Annotated in this window: 21 protein-coding genes and 1 pseudogene; 1 reads left to right on the forward strand and 21 read right to left on the reverse strand. The window is 30.5% G+C overall.

The window, feature by feature from the left end; translation table 11 throughout:
• Positions 1–80 precede the first annotated feature (80 nt).
• The 13 genes from obgE to PHD84_01535 all read right to left on the reverse strand — a co-directional run bounded on the left by obgE (position 81) and on the right by PHD84_01535 (position 15,506).
• Positions 81–1,358, reverse strand: coding sequence for a GTPase ObgE (obgE, locus tag PHD84_01475; protein MDD5636478.1), 1,278 nt, complete (start codon positions 1,356–1,358; stop codon positions 81–83).
• 236 nt (positions 1,359–1,594) lie between these two features.
• Positions 1,595–1,861, reverse strand: a complete 267-nt coding sequence (gene rpmA, locus PHD84_01480) for a 50S ribosomal protein L27 (protein ID MDD5636479.1) — start codon at positions 1,859–1,861, stop codon at positions 1,595–1,597.
• A 55-nt stretch (positions 1,862–1,916) separates the two neighbouring features.
• A complete protein-coding gene (rplU, locus tag PHD84_01485; protein MDD5636480.1) occupies positions 1,917–2,228 on the reverse strand; it encodes a 50S ribosomal protein L21 in 312 nt (103 codons plus the stop codon).
• A 182-nt stretch (positions 2,229–2,410) separates the two neighbouring features.
• Entirely contained in the window at positions 2,411–3,913 is a 1,503-nt protein-coding gene (locus PHD84_01490) for an Rne/Rng family ribonuclease (GenBank protein ID MDD5636481.1), read from the reverse strand.
• Positions 3,914–4,058: 145 nt separating this feature from the next.
• Positions 4,059–4,742: a TIGR03936 family radical SAM-associated protein gene (locus PHD84_01495; GenBank protein MDD5636482.1), complete on the reverse strand. Its 684-nt coding sequence runs from the start codon at positions 4,740–4,742 to the stop codon at positions 4,059–4,061.
• A gap of 31 nt (positions 4,743–4,773) precedes the next feature.
• Positions 4,774–6,627, reverse strand: a complete 1,854-nt coding sequence (locus tag PHD84_01500; GenBank protein MDD5636483.1) for a TIGR03960 family B12-binding radical SAM protein — start codon at positions 6,625–6,627, stop codon at positions 4,774–4,776.
• 68 nt (positions 6,628–6,695) lie between these two features.
• Positions 6,696–7,844, reverse strand: a complete 1,149-nt coding sequence (gene rodA / locus PHD84_01505) for a rod shape-determining protein RodA (protein MDD5636484.1) — start codon at positions 7,842–7,844, stop codon at positions 6,696–6,698.
• Between the two features lie 21 nt (positions 7,845–7,865).
• Entirely contained in the window at positions 7,866–9,665 is a 1,800-nt protein-coding gene (mrdA, locus tag PHD84_01510; protein MDD5636485.1) for a penicillin-binding protein 2, read from the reverse strand.
• 3 nt (positions 9,666–9,668) lie between these two features.
• Positions 9,669–10,163 carry a rod shape-determining protein MreD gene (mreD, locus tag PHD84_01515; protein MDD5636486.1) on the reverse strand — a complete coding sequence of 165 codons (495 nt, stop codon included), beginning with the start codon at positions 10,161–10,163 and terminating at the stop codon, positions 9,669–9,671.
• Positions 10,164–10,469: 306 nt separating this feature from the next.
• Positions 10,470–12,101, reverse strand: coding sequence for a WecB/TagA/CpsF family glycosyltransferase (locus PHD84_01520; protein MDD5636487.1), 1,632 nt, complete (start codon positions 12,099–12,101; stop codon positions 10,470–10,472).
• A gap of 163 nt (positions 12,102–12,264) precedes the next feature.
• On the reverse strand, positions 12,265–13,254 hold the full coding sequence (locus PHD84_01525; protein ID MDD5636488.1) for an NAD-dependent epimerase/dehydratase family protein: 990 nt from the start codon (positions 13,252–13,254) through the stop codon (positions 12,265–12,267).
• Positions 13,255–13,307: 53 nt separating this feature from the next.
• On the reverse strand, positions 13,308–14,243 hold the full coding sequence (locus PHD84_01530) for an MraY family glycosyltransferase (protein MDD5636489.1): 936 nt from the start codon (positions 14,241–14,243) through the stop codon (positions 13,308–13,310).
• A 129-nt stretch (positions 14,244–14,372) separates the two neighbouring features.
• Positions 14,373–15,506: an amidohydrolase family protein gene (locus tag PHD84_01535; protein MDD5636490.1), complete on the reverse strand. Its 1,134-nt coding sequence runs from the start codon at positions 15,504–15,506 to the stop codon at positions 14,373–14,375.
• A gap of 137 nt (positions 15,507–15,643) precedes the next feature.
• Between PHD84_01535 and PHD84_01540 the strand changes: the two genes are divergently transcribed.
• Positions 15,644–18,733, forward strand: a complete 3,090-nt coding sequence (locus PHD84_01540) for a BamA/TamA family outer membrane protein (protein MDD5636491.1) — start codon at positions 15,644–15,646, stop codon at positions 18,731–18,733.
• A 117-nt stretch (positions 18,734–18,850) separates the two neighbouring features.
• On the opposite strand, the gene PHD84_01545 is transcribed toward PHD84_01540, so the two are convergent.
• The 8 genes and pseudogenes from PHD84_01545 to PHD84_01580 all read right to left on the reverse strand — a co-directional run bounded on the left by PHD84_01545 (position 18,851) and on the right by PHD84_01580 (position 24,919).
• Positions 18,851–19,921 carry a glucose-1-phosphate thymidylyltransferase gene (locus tag PHD84_01545; protein ID MDD5636492.1) on the reverse strand — a complete coding sequence of 357 codons (1,071 nt, stop codon included), beginning with the start codon at positions 19,919–19,921 and terminating at the stop codon, positions 18,851–18,853.
• A gap of 124 nt (positions 19,922–20,045) precedes the next feature.
• The gene (locus PHD84_01550; protein ID MDD5636493.1) at positions 20,046–20,696 is read right to left on the reverse strand and encodes a lactate utilization protein; all 651 of its coding nucleotides are present in this window, start codon (positions 20,694–20,696) and stop codon (positions 20,046–20,048) included.
• 370 nt (positions 20,697–21,066) lie between these two features.
• On the reverse strand, positions 21,067–22,374 hold the full coding sequence (locus PHD84_01555; protein ID MDD5636494.1) for an acetate kinase: 1,308 nt from the start codon (positions 22,372–22,374) through the stop codon (positions 21,067–21,069).
• 265 nt (positions 22,375–22,639) lie between these two features.
• The gene (locus PHD84_01560) at positions 22,640–23,242 is read right to left on the reverse strand and encodes a glycerol-3-phosphate acyltransferase (protein MDD5636495.1); all 603 of its coding nucleotides are present in this window, start codon (positions 23,240–23,242) and stop codon (positions 22,640–22,642) included.
• Between the two features lie 368 nt (positions 23,243–23,610).
• Positions 23,611–23,814 (reverse strand): hypothetical protein, encoded by a 204-nt coding sequence (locus tag PHD84_01565; GenBank protein ID MDD5636496.1) that lies wholly within the window; start codon positions 23,812–23,814, stop codon positions 23,611–23,613.
• Between the two features lie 190 nt (positions 23,815–24,004).
• On the reverse strand, positions 24,005–24,229 hold the full coding sequence (locus PHD84_01570) for a glycosyltransferase family A protein (GenBank protein ID MDD5636497.1): 225 nt from the start codon (positions 24,227–24,229) through the stop codon (positions 24,005–24,007).
• A 157-nt stretch (positions 24,230–24,386) separates the two neighbouring features.
• Positions 24,387–24,614, reverse strand: a pseudogene (locus PHD84_01575) (DUF2141 domain-containing protein).
• 38 nt (positions 24,615–24,652) lie between these two features.
• The gene (locus PHD84_01580; GenBank protein ID MDD5636498.1) at positions 24,653–24,919 is read right to left on the reverse strand and encodes a peroxiredoxin; all 267 of its coding nucleotides are present in this window, start codon (positions 24,917–24,919) and stop codon (positions 24,653–24,655) included.
• Positions 24,920–25,139 lie beyond the last annotated feature (220 nt).

Raw genomic sequence — 25,139 nt, forward strand, 5'->3', positions numbered from 1 at the left:
AGATTTTACTTTTTCATATTTTAAAAAATCTTTTTTACTGATTTACCATTTTTCTTGTTTTACATAATATCATAACTTGCCTAAGAAAAAAAGTAAAATTCCTTTTCGCCAATTCTTACTATGTCTCCATCTCGAGCCCCTTTTTGTTTAAGTACTTTCTCAATTCCCAAACCTTTTAATTTCTCCTGCAAATATTTTAATGCCTGAGGATTAGCTAGATCATACTGATAAACTAATTTACTTATTTTTTCTCCTTCTATCACAAACTGCTTCCCTTCTCTCCTGATAATAAAGGCGGGCTTATACCTATAATGAGCAATCTTGTTTTGTGGATGAAAAACAGGTGTTAACTCCTTTTTTTCAACAAGATTAATGTTTTTAAATATTTGATAAATCAATTCTTGAACACCTTTACCAGTAACAGCTGAAATAAAAAATATATTTTTACTCTTTTTAGAAAAAATATTTCTTATCTCTTCTATCCTTTTTTCCACTTCTGGTAAGTCACATTTATTAATTACAATTAATTCTTTTTTATTTTTCAAGCTTTGTGAAAACTGCTTCAATTCATTCTTTACGGTAGTATAATCTTCCATAATGTTTTTTTCAGATATTTTTGATCCATCAATCATATGAACAAGAACTTTAGTTCTTTCAATATGCTTTAAAAAGCGAATCCCCAATCCCGCTCCTTGATGAGCTCCCTCAATCAATCCCGGAATATCAGCAAGAATGAACTGGTTATAGCTATCAACATATACTATACCCAAATAAGGTTCAATGGTTGTAAAGGGGTAATCTGCGATTTTAGGTTTAGCTGCAGATACTCTAGATAAGAGGGTTGATTTACCAACGTTAGGGAATCCTATTAAAGCAGCATCCGCAATTAATTTCAAGTTTAATTTAACAGTTTTTTCTTCTCCAAATTCTCCTTTCTGGGCAAACCTAGGTGATTGAATAATTGAATTTCTAAAACGATAATTACCTTTCCCCCCTGATCCGCCATAGGCAACACAAACTCTTTCCCCAGGCTCAGATAAATCTGCAATAATATTATGATCTTTCATATTTTCCACAACAGTTCCCACCGGGACTCTTAAAATTAAATCCTTACCTTTTTTACCATTCTTTTTACGACCACTTCCTCCTTCCCCATTTTCTGCTTTGTGATGGGGATTCCTTTTATATTCAATTAAGGTTTTTATTTGTGAATCAACTTGAATAAATACATTTCCTCCTCTTCCTCCATCACCACCATCAGGACCACCTCTTGGTATAAACCGTTCTCTTCGAAAACTGACGCAACCATCACCACCCTTTCCAGCTTTAACATTTATTATTATTTCATCAATAAACATAAATTTACCCTTTTTAGGTTATTTCGCTTTTTATATATACTTATATTAACCATAAAGCCTTGCCTAATTCAAAATTAGTTATAATCTTCAATAATCTTCTTAAATTATTACTAATTAGTATTATATTATTTTTTTCTCTAACATTTCTTCATTCTATAAGTAAATTAATAGCTACTAAAAATTAATTAATAAAAAACCCCTGAGTTATGTTAAAACTCAGGGGTTTTTATAATGTGCTATGCTTCTGTGGCATAGGTCACAATAGTCACTTGTTTTCTCTTTTTTCCCGTAGTTCTGAAGGTAACATAACCATCAATAAGAGCAAATAATGTATCATCCTTTCCACGTCCGACATTCTTACCAGGGAGTATCCTGGTTCCTCTTTGTCTAACAATTATATTACCACTACGAACAAACTGTCCGTCATATCTTTTAACACCAAGTCGTTTGGAAATACTATCACGACCATTTTTTGCTGATCCCTGTCCTTTTTTATGAGCCATATTACCTCACCTCATTTGCTCACTTTAATGAAACACTTATTTCTCATTTTATCCCTTAACCATTTATTTTTTCAATTTTTATTTCTGTAAATATTTGTCTATGGCCAATTTTTCTTTGATATTTTTTCTTTGGTTTATATTTTAATATTATTATCTTTTTTGCTTTTCCATGTCTCAATACTTTTCCTTCAACAAAACCTTTCTCAATTAAGGGTACACCAAAATTATATTTACCATCTTTTTCCAGCATTAATATCTGTTCAAATTTTATATTTTCTCCTACTTCAGACTCCAATTTCTCAACTTTTATTATATCTCCCTCTTTAATTAGATATTGTTTCCCTCCCGTTGCAATTATGGCATGCATCTTTGTTAACTCCTCCTGCATAAATAAATCGCCTGAAAAGGTAGCTTCTGCTTTTTAACCTATCCAGTGCGTATGTAGCTTATAAAATTTATCATATATGTCTTAACCTGTCAACAGATTTTAAGATTTAATTCAAATAACTTTGTATATCCACATATATGATGTTAAATAAATATCCAATCTTATAATACTTTTAAAATCTTTTTTATGTCTTTTGTTTTTCCAACAGCAATAACTTTAATTTTTTCAATATGAAGATCTGTTAGCGCTTTAATATAGATATTTTTTCTAAAATCTCGTTCTAACTGTTTTATTAATAACATCTTACCTGCAGAGAGTGCTTCTTCTACTTCAGGATTTACACCTAACAAAATTGCCTCTGCTTTAGAATTCTTACCTAAATCTTCCAGTTTATGTATTACTTGATTGCTCACTGTTTCAGGGGATAGAATACGTCCGCTTCCTGTACAATATGGGCAGGCTGTTCTTAGTAATGAATCCAGATCTCTTTTGGAACGCTTTCTGGTCATTTCAACTAATCCTAATTCAGTGGTTTGTACAATATTTGATTTTGTTCTATCTTTTTTTAATTCATTTTCTAACTTATTTATAACTTTTTCCTTGTCTTCCTTGTTATCCATATCAATAAAATCAATTACAATAATTCCACCGATATCTCTTAGCCTTAATTGTCTGGCAATTTCCTCAGCTGCCTGCAAATTTGTTTTTAAAATAGTATTACGCATTTTTTTGCCGCCTACATATTTCCCGGTATTTACATCAATTACAGTCAAGGCTTCAACTTCATCAAAAACAAGATAACCACCGCATTTTAACCATATTTTTTTCTCTAATGCCTTATTGATTTCCTTTTCTATGTTATACACCTCAAATATTGGTTTATCTCCATCATAATAAGAAACTCTTGGTTTTAACTCTAATAAAAAGAGTGTATCAAGATAATTAATTATTTTTTCATATTCTTGTTCAGAATTTACTACAAATTCATCAATCTCTTCTGTAAATAAATCTCTAATTACTCTATAAGTTAGGCTTAAGTCTTCATGAAGTAATAAAGGTGCTTTAACTCTTCTACTTCTCTTTTGAATTTTATTCCATAAACGGACAAGAAAATCCATATCTGGTAACAGATCTTCTTCGCTTTTCCCAGCAGCAGCAGTTCTAACAATAAAACCGTATTCATTTTTCTTGATTCGCTGAACAATTTTTTTCAGTCTTTCCCTTTCTTCCTCCTGTTCAATTCTTCTAGAAGCAGCTATGGAATTGTTATTCGGCATCAAAACAAGATAACGCCCTGGCAAGCTGATATTTGTAGTAACCTTTGCTCCTTTCGGTATAATCGCTTCTTTTACAACCTGAACATCAATTTCCTGTCCCATTTTAATTAATTTGTTTATATCATTATCTTTGTCATTTTTACGACCAAATGATTGTATAACATCATTCAAATGCAAAAAAGCATTTCTATCTATTCCTATATCAATAAAAGCGGCTTCTATACCTGGTAAAACATTCATCACCTTTCCTTTATATATATTTCCAATAATCTTTTTATCTTCCAATCTTTCAATGTATATTTCCACTAACTTATTATTTTCTAATATAGCAATCCGCTCCTCACCTAAACTGCTATCAATGATTACTTGCTTAGCTCTATACTCCATAATTCAGGAGTCACCTTCCTCTTTAAAACTTTTTAAAATATAAAATTAATTAATAAATATTAATTAACCTTTATTCTCAACACTTAAAGTCCATTATAAATAAATTTTCTTTTAATTATGAATATAAATATTCATAATTGTACAATTAATTAATAATAATTTTCTCACGAATAATTTTTTTAATCAAAAAATATTCCTTAACATCATCAATTAAACTGTTAATTATTAAATTGGGATTAATACATTCTCCTGATTTAATATTTTCTATTAAATTAATAATTATCCCATCATAACTGTTCGGTAGGATAGTCATTTTGTGGATATAAGGTCGTAAATCTATTTCTTTTAATCCTTTTTTTGTTTCTTTTATAGTTTTAATCTCACCTTTATTTAATATATATTTAACATTATAATCAATCTTATTCCGATAATATATTTTTCTATTTTCTTCCATATTATTAATTAATATTAAATAAATTAAATATGAGGCATACTTTAGTAACTTACTTAATGGGATCCCCTTATTTAAAACCTGCTCAATTTCCAGTACTTGAAATCCAGATGGAGCAACTTTGTTAATTACATCTTTTAATTTTTCTTTCGTTAATAGTTTTGTTAATGTAATTTCCATAATTTCCTGCCATCCCTCTACACCAAGAGGTAAAGCTGGACCAAAGGAAACTTTAATCCTGGGATTATAGCCTTGTGTCAATTCCACTGGCATTTTTGCTCTCAACAATATCCTTCTCACTAATAAATTTAAATCAAGATGAGAAATAAATTTCAAAGGTCCATTCTTTCTGTATTTTATCCGATACAGGTATGACATAGAATCTCACATTTCTTTACAGCTTAAATTATTAACAGTTTAAAGAATTCTTAAAATTCTTTGTGCCTATTTCCATACATACATTTTCTAATCCACATCTATTACATTGAGATAATCGGCAATCTTTGGTATTAATTTCTCGGACAGCTTTCTCCCACTCACTCCATAAATATTGCTTTTTGACACCGCAATCTATTATATCCCAAGGCAATATTTCTTCTTTCTCCCTCTTGCGATGGGCATAAAAAGAAACATTTAAATCATATTTTTTAAAAGATTCCTGCCAGCCATTAAAATTAAAATGTTCCTGCCAGGAATCAAATTTACATCCTTTTCTATAAGCTTCTTCTAATACATTACCTAATCTCCGATCGCCTCTAGAGAAAACAGCTTCCAATAATGTTAACCTTACATTAGGAAAATTACAAGTAACATTGCTACTTCTAACAATTCTGGTAATGTAATTAAATTTCTTTAGTAATTGATCTTCTCTCTCTTGGGCAATCCACTGAAAAGGAGTATGAGATTTAGGAATCAGGGCATTGATGCTAACATTTAATGAAAATTTTCTTCCTACTTTTTCTCTGCCCATCATTTCTACCTTTTTTATTAATTTAACAATGCCATCAATATCATTCCATGTTTCAGCTGGTAAACCTATCATAAAATAGAGCTTTACTCTTCTCCAACCCATTTGAAAAGCATATTGTAAAGTGCGATATAAGTCATTTTCACAAACATTCTTATTTATTATTTTATTCATTCTTTCAGTACCTGCTTCCGGAGCAAAAGTTAAGCCAGTTTTTCTTACCCTCTGAGTCTGTATTGCTAAATGTACAGAAAAATTGTCTATCCTTAAAGATGGTAAGGAAATACCAACTCCTTTATCTTGATAACGGTCAACCATCATTTTTATTAAATTATCAATCTGGCTGTAATCACTGGAACTCAAGGAAGATAATGAAATCTCTTCATATCCAGTGTTAACAAAACTGTTTTCGGCTAATTCTAATAAACATTCAACAGATCTTTCTCTGACTGGTCGATATATGAAACCAGCCTGACAAAATCGACAGCCACGAGTACAACCTCTAAATATTTCTAAAGTAATTCTATTATGAACAATATCTATATTTGGTACAATTGGAGAAATTGGGAAAGCTGCCTGATCTATGTTTTTTAATAATCTTTTTTTTATTTTTAATGGAGCTTTTTTTTCAGTTTTCAGATAGGACTTTATCCTGCCATCAGGATGATATTCTACCTTATAAAAACCTGGAATATAAACACCAGTTATATCTACAAGTTTAGTTAAAAGTTCTTTTTTATTTTTTGGCTCCCTTTTCTTTGACCATTCTTTATAAACATCTATAATCTCGTGAATAATTTCTTCTCCATCACCGATAACAAATAAATCTATAAAATCAGCTAATGGTTCAGGATTAAAAGCAGAAGGACCACCTGCAATTATTAAAGGATTTGTTGTATCTCGTTCAATGGAACGTAAAGGTATTTTTCCTAAATTGAGAATATTTAGAACATTAGTATAGCTTAATTCATACTGTAAGCTAAAACCAATAATATCAAATTCACTTAAAGGTCTAAAGCTCTCCAGAGAAAAAAGTGCCATTTCTTCATTAATTAAACATTTTTCTAAGTCAACTGCGGGTGAGTAAACTCTTTCTGCCCATGAATCTTCACGCTTGTTTATGATATCATATAGAATTTTAAAACCCAAATAACTCATGCCTATCTCATATAAATCTGGAAAAGCTAGGGCTATTTTAATCAATTGAGAATCATTTTTCTTTACAATTTCATTATATTCTTTGCCTGTATACCGACCTGGTTTTTCTACTTTTTCTAATATTCTATTGATTATCATCCTGTATTTTTTACTATTTATGCTCTTTCTGTTTATTATCTTCTATCACCTTTCCCTGATTAAAATAATTAAGTAAAGATACTTCTTAAATGTATATTAAGCAGCAATCCTATAGCAATAAAGTTAGTAATCATAAAAGTACCGCCATAACTGATAAATGGCAATGGCAAACCAGTCGCTGGCATCAAACCCATAGACATCCCTATATTAATCAAAATATGAACAAACATAAAAGAAGTAACTCCAGTAGCCATAAAAGTCCCTAATAAGTCAGGTGCTTCCTGAGCAATTCTAATTCCTTTCCGTAATACTAAAATAAATAGGGATAACAATAATAGTGCACCAATGAATCCTAATTCTTCCCCAATAACAGAAAAAACAAAGTCAGTGTGTTGTGCTGGTAAGAATTTTAATTGGCTTTGAATGCCACTAAATAGCCCTTGACCAAATAGTCCACCGGAACCAATTGCTACTTTTGATTGAATAATATTATACCCTGCACCTAAGGGATCCATTTCTGGATTTAAAAAAAGTATTATTCTATTTCTCTGGTAATCCCTTAAAAAAGACCAGATAATTGGAAATAAGGATAGTAATATCAAAAAAACTATAATAATATATTTCCAACTAATCCCTGTAATAAAAATCATAAATAAGGTAATAGCAAAAAAAACCATTGCCGTGCCTAAGTCTGGTTGCTTATATATTAATAACATTAATAATCCGGTAAATAAAAAGGGTAAAGTAAAATAAAGAAAATCAGAAAGCTTATCTTTTTGCCGACTTAAAAAATCTGATAAAAAAATAATTAAGGCAATCTTGGCGAACTCTGCAGGTTGAAATCTATTACCTGCTAACTGAATCCAACGTCGTGAACCTCCAGTTTCTTTTCCAGAAATAAGTACATAAACAAGTATAATTATGGACAGAAAATAAAGTGGAATAGCAATTTTGGATATATCATGATAATCAATTATAGCTACAAAAAAACAAAAAAATAAACCAACCAATATATATATTAATTGGCTCTTAGTAAATTGGATTGCTCCCTCATTAACAATTTCCTGATGTGTGGTGCTATAAATAACCAATAAACCTAAAATACAAAGATCTATAACTGAAAATATAAGAGTATAATCAATATGTTTAACTAAACGAAGATTCTGATTTAAAAATGATTTATCTGATAAAAAATGCGATGATTTTATCTCTGGCATAAGAATCCTCTTTGAATAATATTAAAATTGCTCAGCTTTAGCTATTTGATTATATTTTAGTTGAAAATATTTTCTTATAATGTTACCAGCAAGAGGAGCAGCGACAGTGCTTCCATCTCCTCCATGTTCTATCAGTACGGTAACACATATTTCGGGATTATCATAAGGAGCAAAACCAATAAACCAGGCATGATTCTCTCCCTGTGGATTCTGAGCAGTGCCTGTTTTCCCGGCAATTTTTATCTCTTCAATATTTGCCAAACGCCCAGTTCCGTTCTCAACAACCTTTTTCATACCCTCTTTGATAATTTGAAAGGTATTTTGAGATATATCAATTTTATTTATTAATTGCGGTTCAAATTCCTTTATAATTTCTCCAGACTGGGAAATAATTTTTTCAACATGATAGAATCTAAAAAATAAGCCTTCATTAGCAATTAAACTGAGCATATTATGAATTTGTAAAGGCGTAACCAGCAAAAATCCCTGACCAATAGACATATTAACAGTATCACCAGGATACCAAGACTGGTTATAAAAATCTCTTTTCCAATCTTCTGAAGGTACCAACCCTTCCAGCTCTCCTGGTAAATCTATACCGGTCTTTTCACCAAGTCCTAATAACTTTGTATAATAATTTAGTTTGTCAATGCCTAACTTTTGTCCGATGGTATAAAAAAATACATTACATGAATTAGCAATTGCTTCAATTATAGCCTGTTTGCCATGCCCGCTTTCTTTCCAGCATTTAAATGATAGATCTCCAACCTGATAATATCCCGGACAATAGATGCTACTACCCAAGTTTACGATCCCTTCTTCTATAGCGGCAATAGCAGTAATGACTTTAAATACTGAACCTGGGGGATAAATACTGTGTAGATTGCGATTACATAAAACATTATCTTTATTTTGAGCAATTTCTTGCCATTGTGCTGTAGTCATTTGCTGAGTAAAAATATTAGGATTATAATCTGGATAGCTAACCATAGCCAGTATTTTACCTGTAAATGGTTCACTAACTATTACCGATCCTTTCTTTTCAAACATTTGTTGTTCAATATATTGCTGTAATTCACAATCAAGAGTCAGGTAAATATCATTTCCGGCAACAGGATTTTTAATCTCAATGGTGGTAATTTCTCGACCCAAAGCATCTACTTCAACATCTTTTTTCCCTTTCTCACCTCTTAAATATGAATCATAATAACGTTCTAATCCTGATTTTCCTACAATATCCCCGCCACTTAGATGACTAAAGGTAGGGGCGTTTAATTCTTCTTCGCTAATTTCATTGACATATCCCAGCACATGTGATGCTAAATTTTGATAAAGATATTTTCTTTCTGGTTGAACAGTCAACAAGGAACCTTTAAATTTATACTTCTGTTCTTCTATAGTAATTATCTTATCCTTTTCCAGGTCTCTTTTTATGGTTAAAGCATGGAAGGGATTTTGCTTACTGCTTCTAATTTTATCAAGAATGCTAGAAGAATCCATGAATATAATTAAACTAAGATTATCTGACATGGTTTGATAATCACTTATCTCGGCAGGTATTACAGAAAAGTTTACTGCCGGCCTATTAGTTACTAACAATTTGCCATTCCGGTCATAAACTTCCCCGCGTGGTGCCTCTTCAACTAATGAACGAATACAATTATTAATTGCTTTTTGTTCAAATTCTTTACCTCTAATTATCTGTAAATACCAGAGATTGATTATAACAATCACAAAACATAAAATTATTAATATAAAAAAATCATTTAACCTTTTTTCGGTTATCTCTTTGCTTAATTTCTTACTTTTCTGGCTAAACATACCTTAACTCCGCCTTTGAAGATAAGTACATATTTTTCTGATGCTTATAAAAATAATGGGTGCTAAGATACTATTAATTATCGCTTGCAACACTATATGTTTCATAAAAATTGCTATAAAATTATAATCATTATGTAATGATTCTAGCAAATAGTAAATAAGAATATTATTCAAAAAAGTAAACAAAAAAGTTACAATGGTTATTATCCAGAGCAAATGCTGATAGAATATCCTTTCTCTTATTATTCCTGATATATATCCAATTATTGTTTTTACTAAGGCATGGGTACCTAATAAATTAACCGAAAAAATATCTTTTGCTAGTCCTCCAGTAAAACCGATTATAATACCTCCTTCGGAGTTGGATAAAAATGATAAACAGATAATCACAATTAACATCAAATCAGGCTTTACTACATCAAAGGTCAGGATATTTGCCATTACTAATTCAATTATTAGGGTAAAAAAAATTATTCCTGCTTTGACCCATATCCTCATTTTTTTGTCCTTTTTAAAATAATAATTAAAGCACTGTTAGCAGTATATTATTCTATAGTGAGATGTTTTTAAATATTTATGCTATTGCAAAATATCGTCTTATCTTATAAGACTATAGATGTTTTAATGGTTTGATTCTATTTTTTTGCATTTTAAATGTGGGAGGAATAAATTTCTCAATCCTTATATTAATTAAGGTTTATTAAAACTTAATGTTCCTAAATTAAGATAATAATTAGCTGTTTTTGATATAACTATTTACCATTATAAATTATTATTAACAACCTTTAATGCATCACTAATAATTTATCTTTCTTCCCGAAATAACAACTCAATTTTACCTAATAAGACCAGCCAGATAAAACAAGGCAACAGAATCGCCCTTTTTAATCTTTTCGGTTCTTTAATTAAGCGAAAAATCCATTCCATACCATGGTTTTGCATCCATAAGGGAGCTCTTGGTATTTTTCCGGAAAGAACATCAAAGCTTCCTCCTATACCAATGCAAACAGGAACACCTAATTTGTCTTTATATTTATATATCCAAATTTCCTGTTTTGGCACTCCCATTCCTACCAATAAAAAATCAGGTTTTTTTACTACTATATCTTTTATAATATCACTTTCAATTTCTTGATTACTTCTCTGTATCGAGATATTATTGAAATAACCATGATGATATCCAACAATTTCAATACCTGGGTATTTCTCTTCTAAATTTTCGACTGCTTTTTTAATAACTTTAGCTTCAGCACCTAATAAATATATTTTATATTTCTTTTTAACTGCTAGCTGACAAATATAATTAATCATATCAATCCCGGTAATACGTTCTGGCAATGGTTCATTCAGAAAAGCAGTTGCCCACAATATTCCTGCACCATCTGGTGTAACCAGATCTGCTTTTTTAGCTATATCCAAATACTGTCTATCTTTCCTGGCTCTTAGTATTGCCAATGTATCCGGAGTAATAACAAAATGAGACTGTCTCTCCTTAACAAATCCATCAATTCGTTCTAAAACTTTATTGCAATTCATCCGATCAATTGGTACACCAAATAACTCCACTTTCTGCCTATATTCATCAACATCAATTATACTCTGCCCATTTAGCACTCTTTTGCTTATCCAGTAATAGACAAGGTATCCGGTTCCAATCATAGCTGTAAATAAATATAAATCCTCTTTAACTGATACAATTACTGCAACAATACTTAAATATATACAGGAAGCTATGATAATCATATTGGCTCCTTTCCAGGAGAATCCCTGTTCGATCAACTGTTGTCTTAATCTACTCTCACTGACATTTCCCAGATAATCATCTCTTAAATAATTAGCAATGAAAGAATAGGAGGTATCAACTATGGGAAATCCTAGAATTAATAGTGGTGTTAAAAGGGTTAAGGCGGCAGTACTTTTTAAAACCCCAACAATAGCAATAATAGCCAATATAAATCCAAAAAACATATAATAAGAAGAAAAATAATTATTCTGTTCTAATGTGTTTCTTCTCTTTAATAAAATAATTGCTAAAGAAAAAATAATTAACAATGCTGATAATACTTCCGCAATTATTAGTCCCTGTTGTTGAAAAATAGATACAATAAAAAAGGTTAAAGCAGCAATGAAAACAGTGATTGGGGTGATATCACCTAATTCATCAGTTTGTCCTATTGAATTAGTAATAGTAAGTAACCATATAATGGTAATTGGTATAGACAGATTATTAAGATACCAATATCCACCAGAATAATTTCTTAAAAACTCTATTTTAATTCCAACTGCAATAATTAAAAGCGCTATAATAATTTGAAAAAATACCTTCAATCCAGGAACCAGCTTTTTCTTCTGGTTATACTTCCCTAACAATATCATTAATATACCAGCAATAAAAATACCTGCAATCTTAATTAGAGAATTAATCCACTCAGACAAAAAGTCCTCCAAAATATTAAATAAAACAATTATTATTAAACTTGTTTCTTAAAAAAGTTGTACTATGGTCAATTGAATACATTCTAATATCTATGATAAGCAAACTTAGCTTTTATAAAAATTCTTAAATTCAAAATTTTTATAATTAAAATATTTAACTATATTATTTACTAAATCTCTCCTGTAGCTTAAACCATTCTACTGTTTTCCTCAATCCTTCTGCTAAACCATATTGAGCCTTCCATCCTATTTTTTGCTCTGCTAAATTACTATCTAGAATATTCTTTCTTAAATCTCCAATCCGAGGGGGACCATGTATTGCCTTTTTGTTAAATCCTATTATTCCTTGCAAAGAAGAATAAAGCTGATTTACTGATATTCCCATACCTGTTCCAACATTAACAGAATTAAAGATTTTTTTTATTGTTTTTTTATTTTTTAACTCTGCTAATTTTAACATATTTTTTATACTGAGTAAACAAGCGTTAGCAATATCTTTTACATAGATATAATCTCTAATATATTCACCATCGCCATTAATAATAGGGGGCTCTCCTTTTAACATTTTCGCTATAAAAATAGCAATAACGCCAGCTTCACCTAAGGGATCCTGTCTTGGTCCATACACATTACCATAGCGTAAAGAAATATATTTTAAGTTATAGGTTCGATAATAAAAATCAAGGTAAAATTCAGAAGCCATTTTAGAAATTCCGTAAGGAGAAGTGGGATAAAGAGGAGCATTTTCCACAATAGGAAGTGATTTACATTCTCCATACACTGTTCCACCACTGGAAGCAAAAACAATACCTTTTACTTTATTCTCCAAAGAATTTTCCAATAAATTTAATAATCCTATAATATTACATTGGGCATCCAATTTAGGATTATGGACTGAATAGGAAACACTTACTTGAGCAGCTTGATGGCAAACATAATCTGGTTTCTCAGTATTAAAAATTTCTTTTATACAGGGATCACTAATATTAATCTGATAAAAACGAGCTTTTGGATTAATATTTTCCTTCTTTCCAGATGATAAATCATCTATAATTATCAGTTCATAACCATTATTAATTAATAAATCAACAATATGCGATCCAATAAATCCGGCACCTCCGGTAACCAAGACTTTCTTTCTTCTGGCCGACATCGATTCTCTCCTTATTAGTTAATCTTCATATATTTTATTAAAGTATCAACAATTTAAATAAACCAGGCAATACTTAAAGCAATTATACTACAAATAAAACTTATAGACATTAGAATTAAAACAACATTACGATGAGAAATTCCTCTCTTTAACAATCGGTGGTGCAAATGACCTTGGTCTGCTTGAAAAATGGGCTTATGGCTTCTGTATCTGCGCCATATAGCAAAAAAAGTATCAATTATAGGTAAGGCTAAAATAATAACTGGAATTATAAAAAATATTACCTTCTCTGAGTAAATTACCCATAATGAAGAGGTAGAAGCTATAAGGAATCCCGAAAATGTACTTCCAGAATCTCCTAAAAATATCTGGGCTGGATAGAAATTATAACGAAAAAAAGCAATAATACTACCCAAAAGTGCTGCATTTAGAAGGTTATATACTTGAAAGCTTTTATCAACTAAAAACCCTAACATTAAAAAAGCAAATAAGGAAATCACCGATATTCCGGAAGCCAGGCCATCTAATCCGTCAATTAGATTAATTGAATTAGTAATCCCAACAATCCATAATAACAATATAGGATATAATAGATATCCCATGATATTTAAAAAGGATAATTTTTGAATTATAAACTGGATAATTAGATCATTATGATAAGCAATAAATAATAGAGCTGGCATCATTTGAATTACAAATTTTTTCAGGGGTTTTAAATCAGCAATATCGTCCACAATACCTAACAATAGAATGATAATACTTCCTGCAATCAATGCCCTTACTTGCTCTGGAAAAGATACAAATAATAGTATACTAAATAGAAAACCAAAAAAAATAACCAGTCCCCCAAGATTGGGAATAGCATCACTATGTATTTTGCGATATCCGGGTTTATCTACAAAATTTTGCTTTTTCCCTAACCGAGCAATAAAAGGAGTAATAATATAAGAAATAAAAAAGGCAGTCAATATTACTTTGGTAAAAAACACAGGAGATTTTTTCTCCTTCTTCTCTAAATATTTTTCTCTTAATAAATTTTACTTACAATTTAAATTATACCATCAAATTCTTCTAGATTCCCTAAAAACTATTCTATATGTTAATTAGGTAAGAAAAGTTTATTTACTAAAAAATAACCGTTCTGCATTATCATGATAAATCATTCTCAATGTCTCATCATCAAGATTTAAACCTCGATAAACTCTGGATGTATCAACATTATTACGAGCATCTTTTGACATCATGTTATATATGCTGGAAGGAAGGATAAAGTCTTCTTTTTCCAGTAAATCCATATAAGCTAAATGTACATCATCAATAAAAGCCCTATTCTTGGCTCTATAGGTAGTTATCACTAGATCAGTTCCATAGGTTATTCTATCCTTATAAGTTACCATAAAGTCATGAAATGCACTATAATTATTGGAAATTCTACCAAATCCAGCAACTAAGAAATCGGGATATCCAAAGCTAATATCAAGATATAATTGGGGATATTCTCGCATAAAATAATCTAAGCGAGTCAAATTACTGGTTGAGAGCATAAAATGAGGAGCAATTATGGTTAATTGTGGAAATTCCTGTAAAATATGCTCAAATTCTGTTGAAAAACGTCCAATATTAATATGATAAAGTATAGGAATGTGTTCTTGTTCACAATAAGCATATATTTCCATCATTCCAGAATCAATTAGAGACATCTGAAAAAATAAATCATAAAAACTACCATGTCCATTATATAGTTTGACCCCGGCTACTCCATTCTTTATATAATTTTTTAATTTTACCATCTTATTTTCATCACAGGGATCCAGAGTTACCAAGGCAGCAAATTTATCAGGATATTCTTGACTCAATTTAATAATAAACTCGTTGTTTTCCTCGTAACCGGTAAAGCCATAATCAGGATTTAAGAAAAAGGTAAAATCAGAGGTTCCCAGTAATACCATCTTTTTAATCTGACAATCTTCCATAGCTTTTTGAAGCAGAGGTATATTTTTTTCATTTTGCACATGTTCATGAGCATTGATAATATGAAAATTATCTCTTCTATTCTTAACTGCTTCTGATATATTTGCGATTTGGCTAGACGGACTATTATCAATCCATGATATTGGTAATAAGCCTCTCTGTCTTAATCCGATAAACAATAATACTATGATAACAATGACACTAATAGTATAGAAAAGAATATCAAAAAACTTTTTTTTATAGTGATTACTTTTCTTAAATATTTTTTCTTTTTTTACCATACACTCGTTACCCCCGATCTTCCTAAAAATCTTTTTTATTATACCTGATTAATGAAATTATTTCCAAAGTATTATTAATTAATTGTAAGAGTTTTAAAAAAAAGATATAATTTAAAAAAGTAAGCTTATAGGAAACTATGTATAGATATAAACACATTGATAAAAAATTCTTTTTTGTACTTACAATTTTTTTCCTCTTTTCACTATTATTTTATTCTTTATTAAGCTTATTTTTTCACAATTATTTTCAACTATCATCTTATGCCCAAAACTACGATCCATCAATCACCTGGAATGTATTAGATGGTCAATACTGCTCTGTAATCTTTCCAGCAGAAATTACAGATAAAAAATCATTTCAATATAAGCATATTGCCATTAATATTGCTGAAATAGCTGACGAAATCTACCTTAAAATAACTTCGCAGTTAGGAAAGCCTTATCATTCTGACCAAAAATTTACCATTATTTTGGAAGATTTCAGAGATTCTACTTATGGCTTTGCTTCAACAATTCCTCATCGTGTTATTCGTGTTAATCTGACCGCTCCAGGACCTGAAATATTCGACACTAAATTTGAAAGCTGGCTTAGAATATTGATAGCTCATGAATATACACACTTAGCTCATTTTGATATGACCAATAAATTAACCACTTTTATGCGCTTTTTTTTAGGTCAAATTATTGCTCCTAATGCCTTGCAGCCTCTCTGGTCCACTGAAGGATTAGCCATTTACAATGAAAGCAAATTATCTACTGGGGGACGTCTTCAGGATAGTAGATACGAGATGTATCTCAGAACTGATTTTTTAGAAAATCAATTAAAAAGACTGGATCAATTAGAGGGAGGATATCTGGTATCTTGGCCAGGAGGAAATGCTCCTTATATTTATGGACAATCCCTGATTCACTTTATTGCAAATCAATATGGAGAAGAAAAACTAATTGCTATTAGCAAAAAGTTTTCCTCCTTACCGCTGTTGGGAATGAATTGGACTTTAAAAAAAGTTTTAGGAATTGATCAAAATGAACTTTTTCAAGAATGGAAAGGTGAAAAAGAGAAATATTTTAGACAACAAATTGAACAAATCATTAAATATAATGATATCACCAAATCTGAGCAAATTACCGCTCACCAGTATTGGGTTGAGAATCCATCATGGTTAATAGATGAAGAAAAACAAAAATCCTATCTTGTTTATAAGGTTTTGACACCACACCTTTATCCAACTATTCGCAAATACGATTTTAATTCAAAAAAAGAAAGCATTTTAATAAAAAGAACTGCTGGACAGGGTATCTCATACTGTCTATCACCAAACTACCAATATCTGATTTATTCTAAATTAATTCAATACCAACACTATTATGCTTTCCACGACCTATTTTTATATAATTTAAATACTGGTAAGCAATCTAAACTGACTGAAAAGATGAGAATCAAAGACCCGGCCTGGCACCCTGATCCCTTGATAGGAAAGTTAGCTGCAGTTATAAATGAAGCAGGAACTAATAATCTTATATTGCTATCTTTTGATATGCCACAACTTGAAAATAATTTGTTACAAAATAAAACAATCTCTTTTTCTGATTTGATATATTTGACTGATTTTAAAGATGGAATCCAGATTTCCCAACCCGTTTGGTCACCCCATGGTGATAAAATTGCCTTCTCTTTATGGCACAAAGGTTACCAGGATATTTATATAATTACTCTTGATAATTGCCAACAAATACAATCTGTTAAACCAATTACTTTTGACCATCATACAGATATTAATCCAAACTGGTCTTATGATGGTCAATACCTTTTTTTCTCTTCTGACCGAAGCAATATATTCAATTTATATGCTTATTCTCTACCTAATGATCAGTTCTATCGCTTAACCAATGTAACTACTGGCGCTTTTGAGCCCTCTGCCTCTCCAGATGGGAAAGAGATGGCTTTTATACAATACCACTCTTCAGGATATGAACTACATTTAATCAAAATTGATGATATGCTTTGGGAATTAATGGATAAACCTGAGATATATTCCTCAATAAACTATCCGGCTATTAAAAATAATGTAGTCTATTTTCCACCATCCATATTAAAAGAAAGTGAAGACAATAATCAGTTAAAGTTATCAAGCAATGTTCAAGAACTTAATACTAACTATACCTTGAAAAGCTATTCTCCCAGGGATAGTATCATTCCAACTTATTGGACTCCTTATATAAATATTAATGAACAAAATTTTTACCTTGGTTTTTCCACTCTAGCTCAGGATTATTTGGGGTATTACAATATACCCCTAACATTTGCCTATAGTCTTTTTAATGATTCTTTATTTTATGATTTCCAATTTTCACATCGTAGGTCTAAACCGTTACTATCATTTACATGGAAGGGAGAAACGTCCTCATTTTCTGATTTTCAATTCTCACTAAAATTTATTGATAGTGGTTACACTACTAAACAGGATTCTGGTCGACTTTACACTAAAAATATTACCATAGGTGTACAAAGAGAGTACTCATTATCTAACAATAATACCGAAAATGATGATTTTACCAAAGATATACCAACAGTTAATTCCCTAATTTTAAAGTATGGTTATAATGATACCGAAAAATATCGAGGATCCATAAGTGCTGAAATAGGAAATTCTTTTTCACTGAATTATCAATATGCTATTCCCTTGCTAAATGATGATTCTTTATTCTATAAAGTACTCTTTGATGGCAGAAAATACTTTCCACTGCCTCTGCAGCATCAGGTTATGGCATTACGACTGGTAGCTGGCTTTGTTTCAAACGAGCTAAACAAAGATATAAAATTTAATCTTGGGGGAAACTTTTCTGCTCAGGACCTTGGTTCAATAAATACTGATTACTTCTCTTTAAGAGGATTCCCAGACTCATCTTTTTCCGGAAATCATCTATTCCTTAGCTCTCTAGAATATCGTTTTCCCATAAAAATGATGGAGAGAAAGATTGGATTCAAGCAAGCCTCCACTTTTTTAGAGCAAGTTTCTGGAAAAATATTTTTAGATGCAGGACATGCCTGGGATAGAACAATATTCCCTGCTCTAGAAGATATAAATATTTCTATTGGTGCTGAGATAGATTTAATATTCAAACAAAGGTATACTGATGAAATAATATTATCTCTGGGAGTAGGAAAACCAATCACTCAAAAATTACCTTACCGTCTTTATGGTCGGATAGGATTCTCGTTTTAAACCTATACTGGTATTTTATTTTTTTTATCTTTTCTATAGCATAGGTATCCAATCATTAATTAATTTTTAACTAAAAAACAAAAAATGTACCCCAGATTATTTTTTTACCTGATATAATTAAATTAAACGGATCCTACTCTCATCTGCTAACACAAATCTATAAACTATAGGAATATCTTTTGAACGATAAATGCGAACGTCCTTTCCAATCAGACAATTTTGCATACGATGTGTTACATTTTTTATCTGGGTATTAGCCATAATAACACTGTATTCAATTTCACTATCCTCTACTTCAACTCCTCTGGATAATGAGGTAAAAGGTCCAATATAAGAATTAATTATTCTAGCATTTTGGCCAATAATTACTGGTCCCAGTACTGTTGAATTAATAATTTCAACATCTCTGGCTAAATTAACTCTACCAAATACTTTTGATTTATTATCAATTTTAGCTTTCTCTAAATCTCGAGGAATGCCTTCCAAAATTAGTCTATTTGCTTCAATGATATCCTCTGGTTTTCCAGTATCTTTCCACCAACCCTCAATAATTTCTGCTTCTACATTATATTGATTATCTACCAGCCATTGAATAGCATCTGTTATTTCTAATTCACCTCTAGCAGAAGGTTTAATATTATTAACAGCTTGATGTATAGTCTTATCAAAAAAATAAACACCAATTAATGCCAAATCAGTTCTTGGTATCTTAGGTTTTTCTACCATTCTAATGATCTTATTATCTTTAAGTTCAACTACACCAAACTGTTCTGGATTCTCTACTTTTGTTAATAATACAAAGGCATTGGATTTACTTTTTTCAAATTTCTGGCGATACTGATTTATACTATTTTTTAATAAATTATCGCCCAAAAACATTAAAAAAGTTTCATCCTGCAGAAAATTATGGGCAATTTTTACAGCATGAGCTAGACCAAGTGGTTCTGCTTGCAGAATATAACTTATTTTTATTTCCCATCTCTTCCCATCACCCATTGCCATCCTGATATCTTCACCAGTTTCCTCTCCAATTATTATACCAATTTCTCTAATACCACATTCAATAATCTTCTCAATACCGTATTCCAGGGCAGGTTTATTTGCCAGAGGAATCAAATGCTTGGCACTGGTATAAGTTAAAGGCCTTAAGCGAGTTCCTTTTCCAGCACAAAGGATTATTGCTTTCATAAAAATATCCTCTCCTCAATTATTCCAAACAATATAATTTTAAATCATCTCTCAATATTTTTTTATCTTTCCAAAACCATAATATTGTATTATTAATCAATAGATATAAAAATCTAAATAATGATTAAAATCCTAAGCTTTCTCCAATAATAATTACAGTAATATCTGATAAGTTTGGTTTCTTTTCCATAACTACAGAAACCTTACACATTCTTTGAGGATTCTGGCAATCAGTACATCTTCCTGTTAAAGCACAGGGAGTATTCAGATTTAATCTTTTTCCATTCAGAGGTCCAGCAATATTTCTTATCCTGGCAAAAGCTTCATCTAAATTATCCACAATTTTATTGACACCGGCTACAATAATTATCTTTTTTGGACCAAAAATCATAGCCGCTACTCTATTCCCTGTTCCATCAATATTTACTAATTGTCCTTTGAGGGTAATAGCATTACTGCTGGTAAGGTAAATATCGCTGTTAAGAGTGGCTTTCCTTATTTTCATCTTTTCCGCTTTTGATAATGGATCATTCCAATCAGCAAATATAACACAATCCTTCTTTTGTAAAATTTCAGCTAATCCTATTTCTCTAATTGTTACTGAGCCACCAATACCTATGGTAGCATTATCAGGAATTAGTGCCGTTATTCTGGTTAAAGCCTCTTCTGAATTATCTACATAGAAAGCATCAAACTCATTTTTTTTTAAAGCTTCAACTGCTATTTTACTTCGTTTTCGGTAAATATCTTTTTCTATATCCTTTTTTAAAAACATCTACAACTCCTATAACTAAATAGTATAATAATATTCAATACTCTTAAAATTATGAAATATTATACCATATTTAACCAGATAGATAGAAATAGAAGTCTTACTAAACTTTCCATTCAGGTTAAATAAGGTCAATTTCCCAATCTATACTCTATTAAACAGTTTTATGTGTTTATAGAAGATAGTATACCTATAAAATTAAAAATGATCTTTAAAAATTTTTCTCTTTTCTCATAAAATTTAATAAGAAAGCGAAGAATTTTTTAGAAGACTGTGCTATAGTACAATTTTTTAATTTATATATACAAACATAATAAATCATTATATTATTAATGTTATATATATTAAAATATTTTATTTTTTAGTTATTTTATTATGAGTATTTTTCTTGTTCCTTTTTATATGCCTTTTCTCTCATCAAATTCTTATAGTCTCTCTCCTGAAAAGTATATCTAAAGTTAGTATGAATATCATAGGTACCTTCAATTAAAGCCACTACATCCTCTACAAAGACTAATTCTTCATCAGTTGGAATAACAAATATTTTTATCTTTGAATCAAAAGCAGAGATGTCAGATTCTTTATTTCTAGTTCGTGCTAATTTATTCTTCTCGGGATCATATTTAATTCCTAAGGTTTCCAATCCATCTAATACCTTGGCACGAATAACATTACTCATTTCACCAACTCCTGCAGTAAAAATAAGGGCATCCAACCTACCCAAAACTGCTGTATAAGCGCCAATATATTTTTTCAATCTATAAACTTCCATTTCTATAGCAAGTTTTGCTCTTTCTTCTCCTTTTTCAGCAGCTTTTATTACATCTCTTCTATCTATATATTTCCCAGTAATTCCCAATAATCCACTTTTTTTATTTAATATTGTATCAATTTCTTTGGGAGAATAATTTTCTTTCTGCATAACATAGAAGTCTAAAGCAGCATCATGATCGCCTGCTCTGGTACCCATAATAGCACCTTCTAAGGGAGTGAATCCCATGCTGGTATCGTATGATAAACCATTTTTTACTGCATTTACACTTACTCCATTTCCTATGTGGCAACTAATAATATTACATTGAAAAGGATCTTTCTGTAAAAGTACTGCTGCCCTTTTTGCTACATATAATAAAGAAGTGCCATGAAAACCATATCTTCTAATTCTATATTTTTCGTACCACTCATAAGGGACGGCATATGTATATACATACGGTAGCATGGTTTGATGCCAGGCAGTATCCATTATAGCAGCATGTGGTATATCTGGTAATAGTTCCATAGCTGCTTCTATTCCCATAATATTAGGAGGATTATGTAAAGGAGCAAGCACTGCTAACTCTTTAAAAGTGTCTAAGACTTCTTGATTAATAAGAACAGACTTAGAAAATTTTTCACCTCCGTGTACTACCCTATGGCCGATGGCAGAGATATCAGACAATTGTTTGATAGCTCCATGCTTCGGATGGATTAGAGTTTCAATTATTAACTTTATTGCTTCCTTATGAGTGGGGCAATCATGTTGTAAGGTTATCTTTTCTCTATGATTAACTTCATGAACGCAAAAAGAATCTCCTATAGTCACTCTTTCCACAATTCCTTTAGCAATTATCTCTTTTTTAGCCCAATTGTATAGCTGGTATTTTACAGATGAACTACCACAATTAAAAGATAGGATAATCATACTCCTTTTACTCCTTTATTTAGATATTTTATTAAAAAAGATCATGAATTTACCAAGTCTCTTTCTATACTTTTCCCACTATTAAATAAAAAATAGATTATAGAAAGCCTATTCCTATAATTCATCACCTATAAAATGGTAATCTACTTTAAATATTGCAACTTTATAATGAATGCATTTCTGGAAATCTAGAATTGATAAAACCAGTTTTTATTATACCAACCTTAAAATAGAATGGCAATTTTTAAAACATTAAAGTAAATGATTAACTATTTCTTTTTTTGAAATATTTAATCCAATCATACCAGTATTTATAGCTGATAACACCCATATTACCCATATAAAACAAAATAAGATGAACATGTCCAATATAAAATTTATACAATATATATGGTAATAAGATTAAAAACCCCAGTAGAACTGTAATATAATTATCTTGCCTTTTCAAATCCTTTGGTTTTAAGAAGGTAAATAATAGAAAGGTAATTCCAAGAATAGTCAGTGCTTCCCATTTTGTTAGCACAGTCCAGGCACCAAAGGAAGTTGCTATTGCTTTTCCGCCTTTAAATCTTAGAATAGGGGAAAAAGCATGCCCCAAAATTCCAAAAAATGCAATAATTGAGATTAACAGTTCATCATGAATAATATCATTGGTAATAAATAAAATCAGTGGAAAAATCCCTTTAAAATAATCTAATAGCAATCCAATAATACCAAACTTTATACCTTTAGCTCTCCAGAGATTGGTCAAGCCAGGATTCCTATCACCAATCAGACACAAATTAATTCCTAGTAATTTCGCTATAAGGTAAGAATACATGATAGATCCAGACAAAAATTGTAAAATAATTGCTAGTAAACTATACATTTATTTTTCTTCCCTTCCAAATTACAGATTTAAGAATAAATTTTTTGAAGATTGAGCTAACAAAGATTACCAGAAAAAATAAAAAATGCAAAGGGTATAAAATAGCATCCTGAACAACATAATCACCAGTTTTATTTAATAGTGAATATATTTGTATTACATAGAGAGGATAGTAAATAAGAGATCCTGATTTAGAAAAAAATGTTAAAAAAGAAGAGTATATACCTATAAACCACAGAAATAAGATTATGAAATTAATACAATTCATTCCTATTGCTTCAGTAGCAATATTTTTAGTAAGCCCTTCCCATAGTTGGTTAAATCCCTCAGGATACATCCGAAATTTTATTATTTTCCCACCTAAATAACTATATTTTAATTCTTTCCTTTAAACAGATCTTGCTAATATCTAAGTCTTCCGCTACCCTATTCTTTACTGATTGATGTCCACCAATTTTTTGGTAATCAACTTTAGAAGTAAGGATTACCGGGCCAAAAATGACTGTCGGCTGTAGTGTATATAAAAAGGGAAAGGAACTTAGTAAAGATAGAACAATTAATTGAAAAGCCATATTGAGATGTTCTCATAATAGCTTTTAAATCTTTGATAAGGCCAGACAGATATCAAGCCTTTTTTTGAAAATATTTAGTAATTAAAATCTCTAAAGCTTCTTCAGCTAGTTCTACATCAGCATCCAGAAAGAGTAACAAATTACCAGTAGAATTTAAATAACCGTTCCAACATGCCCATGGTTTACCGATCTAGCCTTTAGGAGGTTCACTGTCTAATGATATAATCTTAATGCCTGAATAAGTAGAGGCAATGGCCTCAGTTTTATCTGTAGATTTGTCATTAACTACAATAATTTCATATGGTTCATAACTTTGCCTCTTGATGCTATTTAAGACTTTGCCAGTATTTTTCTCTTCATTCTTAGCTGGAATTATAATGGAAAGGCAAACTTCTTTGTCTTTAAGTTTTTCCACCTTTATAACTCTGCTCTTACTATTTAAAAATACCCACCCAATTATCCAGAATATAAATAATTTAAGATAATGCATACCATAAAACCATTAATTATTTATCATTGTAGGTAAAAAATGTGAAAATCATACTCCATATATAGGATAATATTTTTCTCCTTCATCTTAGTTTTATTTTTATCATTGAATTATCTAATAGTTGTATCTGACAAGCTTTGAAAGATGGTGGTCCTAACAACAACCGTGGATTGTTGGAAAATCCAAAAGGCTCTTTGGGGATACCAAACAAATTGGTATCTAGGTTACCATTTTTATTGATATCTTGAAAAATAACAATAGCGTAGCTACCTGCTGAAATATTATCAAAAATATATATATCCTGTTCATTGCTATCTACAAGAAAAGCATATTTCGCTAAAGCTGGTTTTAGAAGGGTAAATTATACTTTTGAGCAAAGTTAAGATGAGATTTGACACTGTCTTTACTAATGCCAAGAACTATGGTGTTGCTTTCTGTGATTTGTTTGTAATTATCTCTAAAATTTACTGCTTCTACTGTGCATCCAGTAGTATTATCTTTGGGATAAAAATACAAAATAATATTCCTGCTCTTAAAAGTGGATAATGATACATCATTACCCTGGCTATCAGGTAAATTAAAATCAGGTGCTTTCATTCCTATTTTTAATTCCATTTGCTAACTCCTATTACTATTTATAATATATTAATTATTATAATACAAAACCTAATCATAAGAATATAAAATAATGTTCTATGCAAATATTCTGAGTCAATCCCAATTTTTCTGTAAAATTAAGTAGCCACCAATTCCTCCCGGACATTGACTCCTTCTTTAATTTGTTTTATTTCTTCTAATAGAGGATCATCTTCTTGTAGTAATTGATCCTCTTTGT

The sequence above is a fragment of the Atribacterota bacterium genome, assembly GCA_028717805.1.
Lineage (GTDB): Bacteria > Atribacterota > Phoenicimicrobiia > Phoenicimicrobiales > Stramentimicrobiaceae > Stramentimicrobium.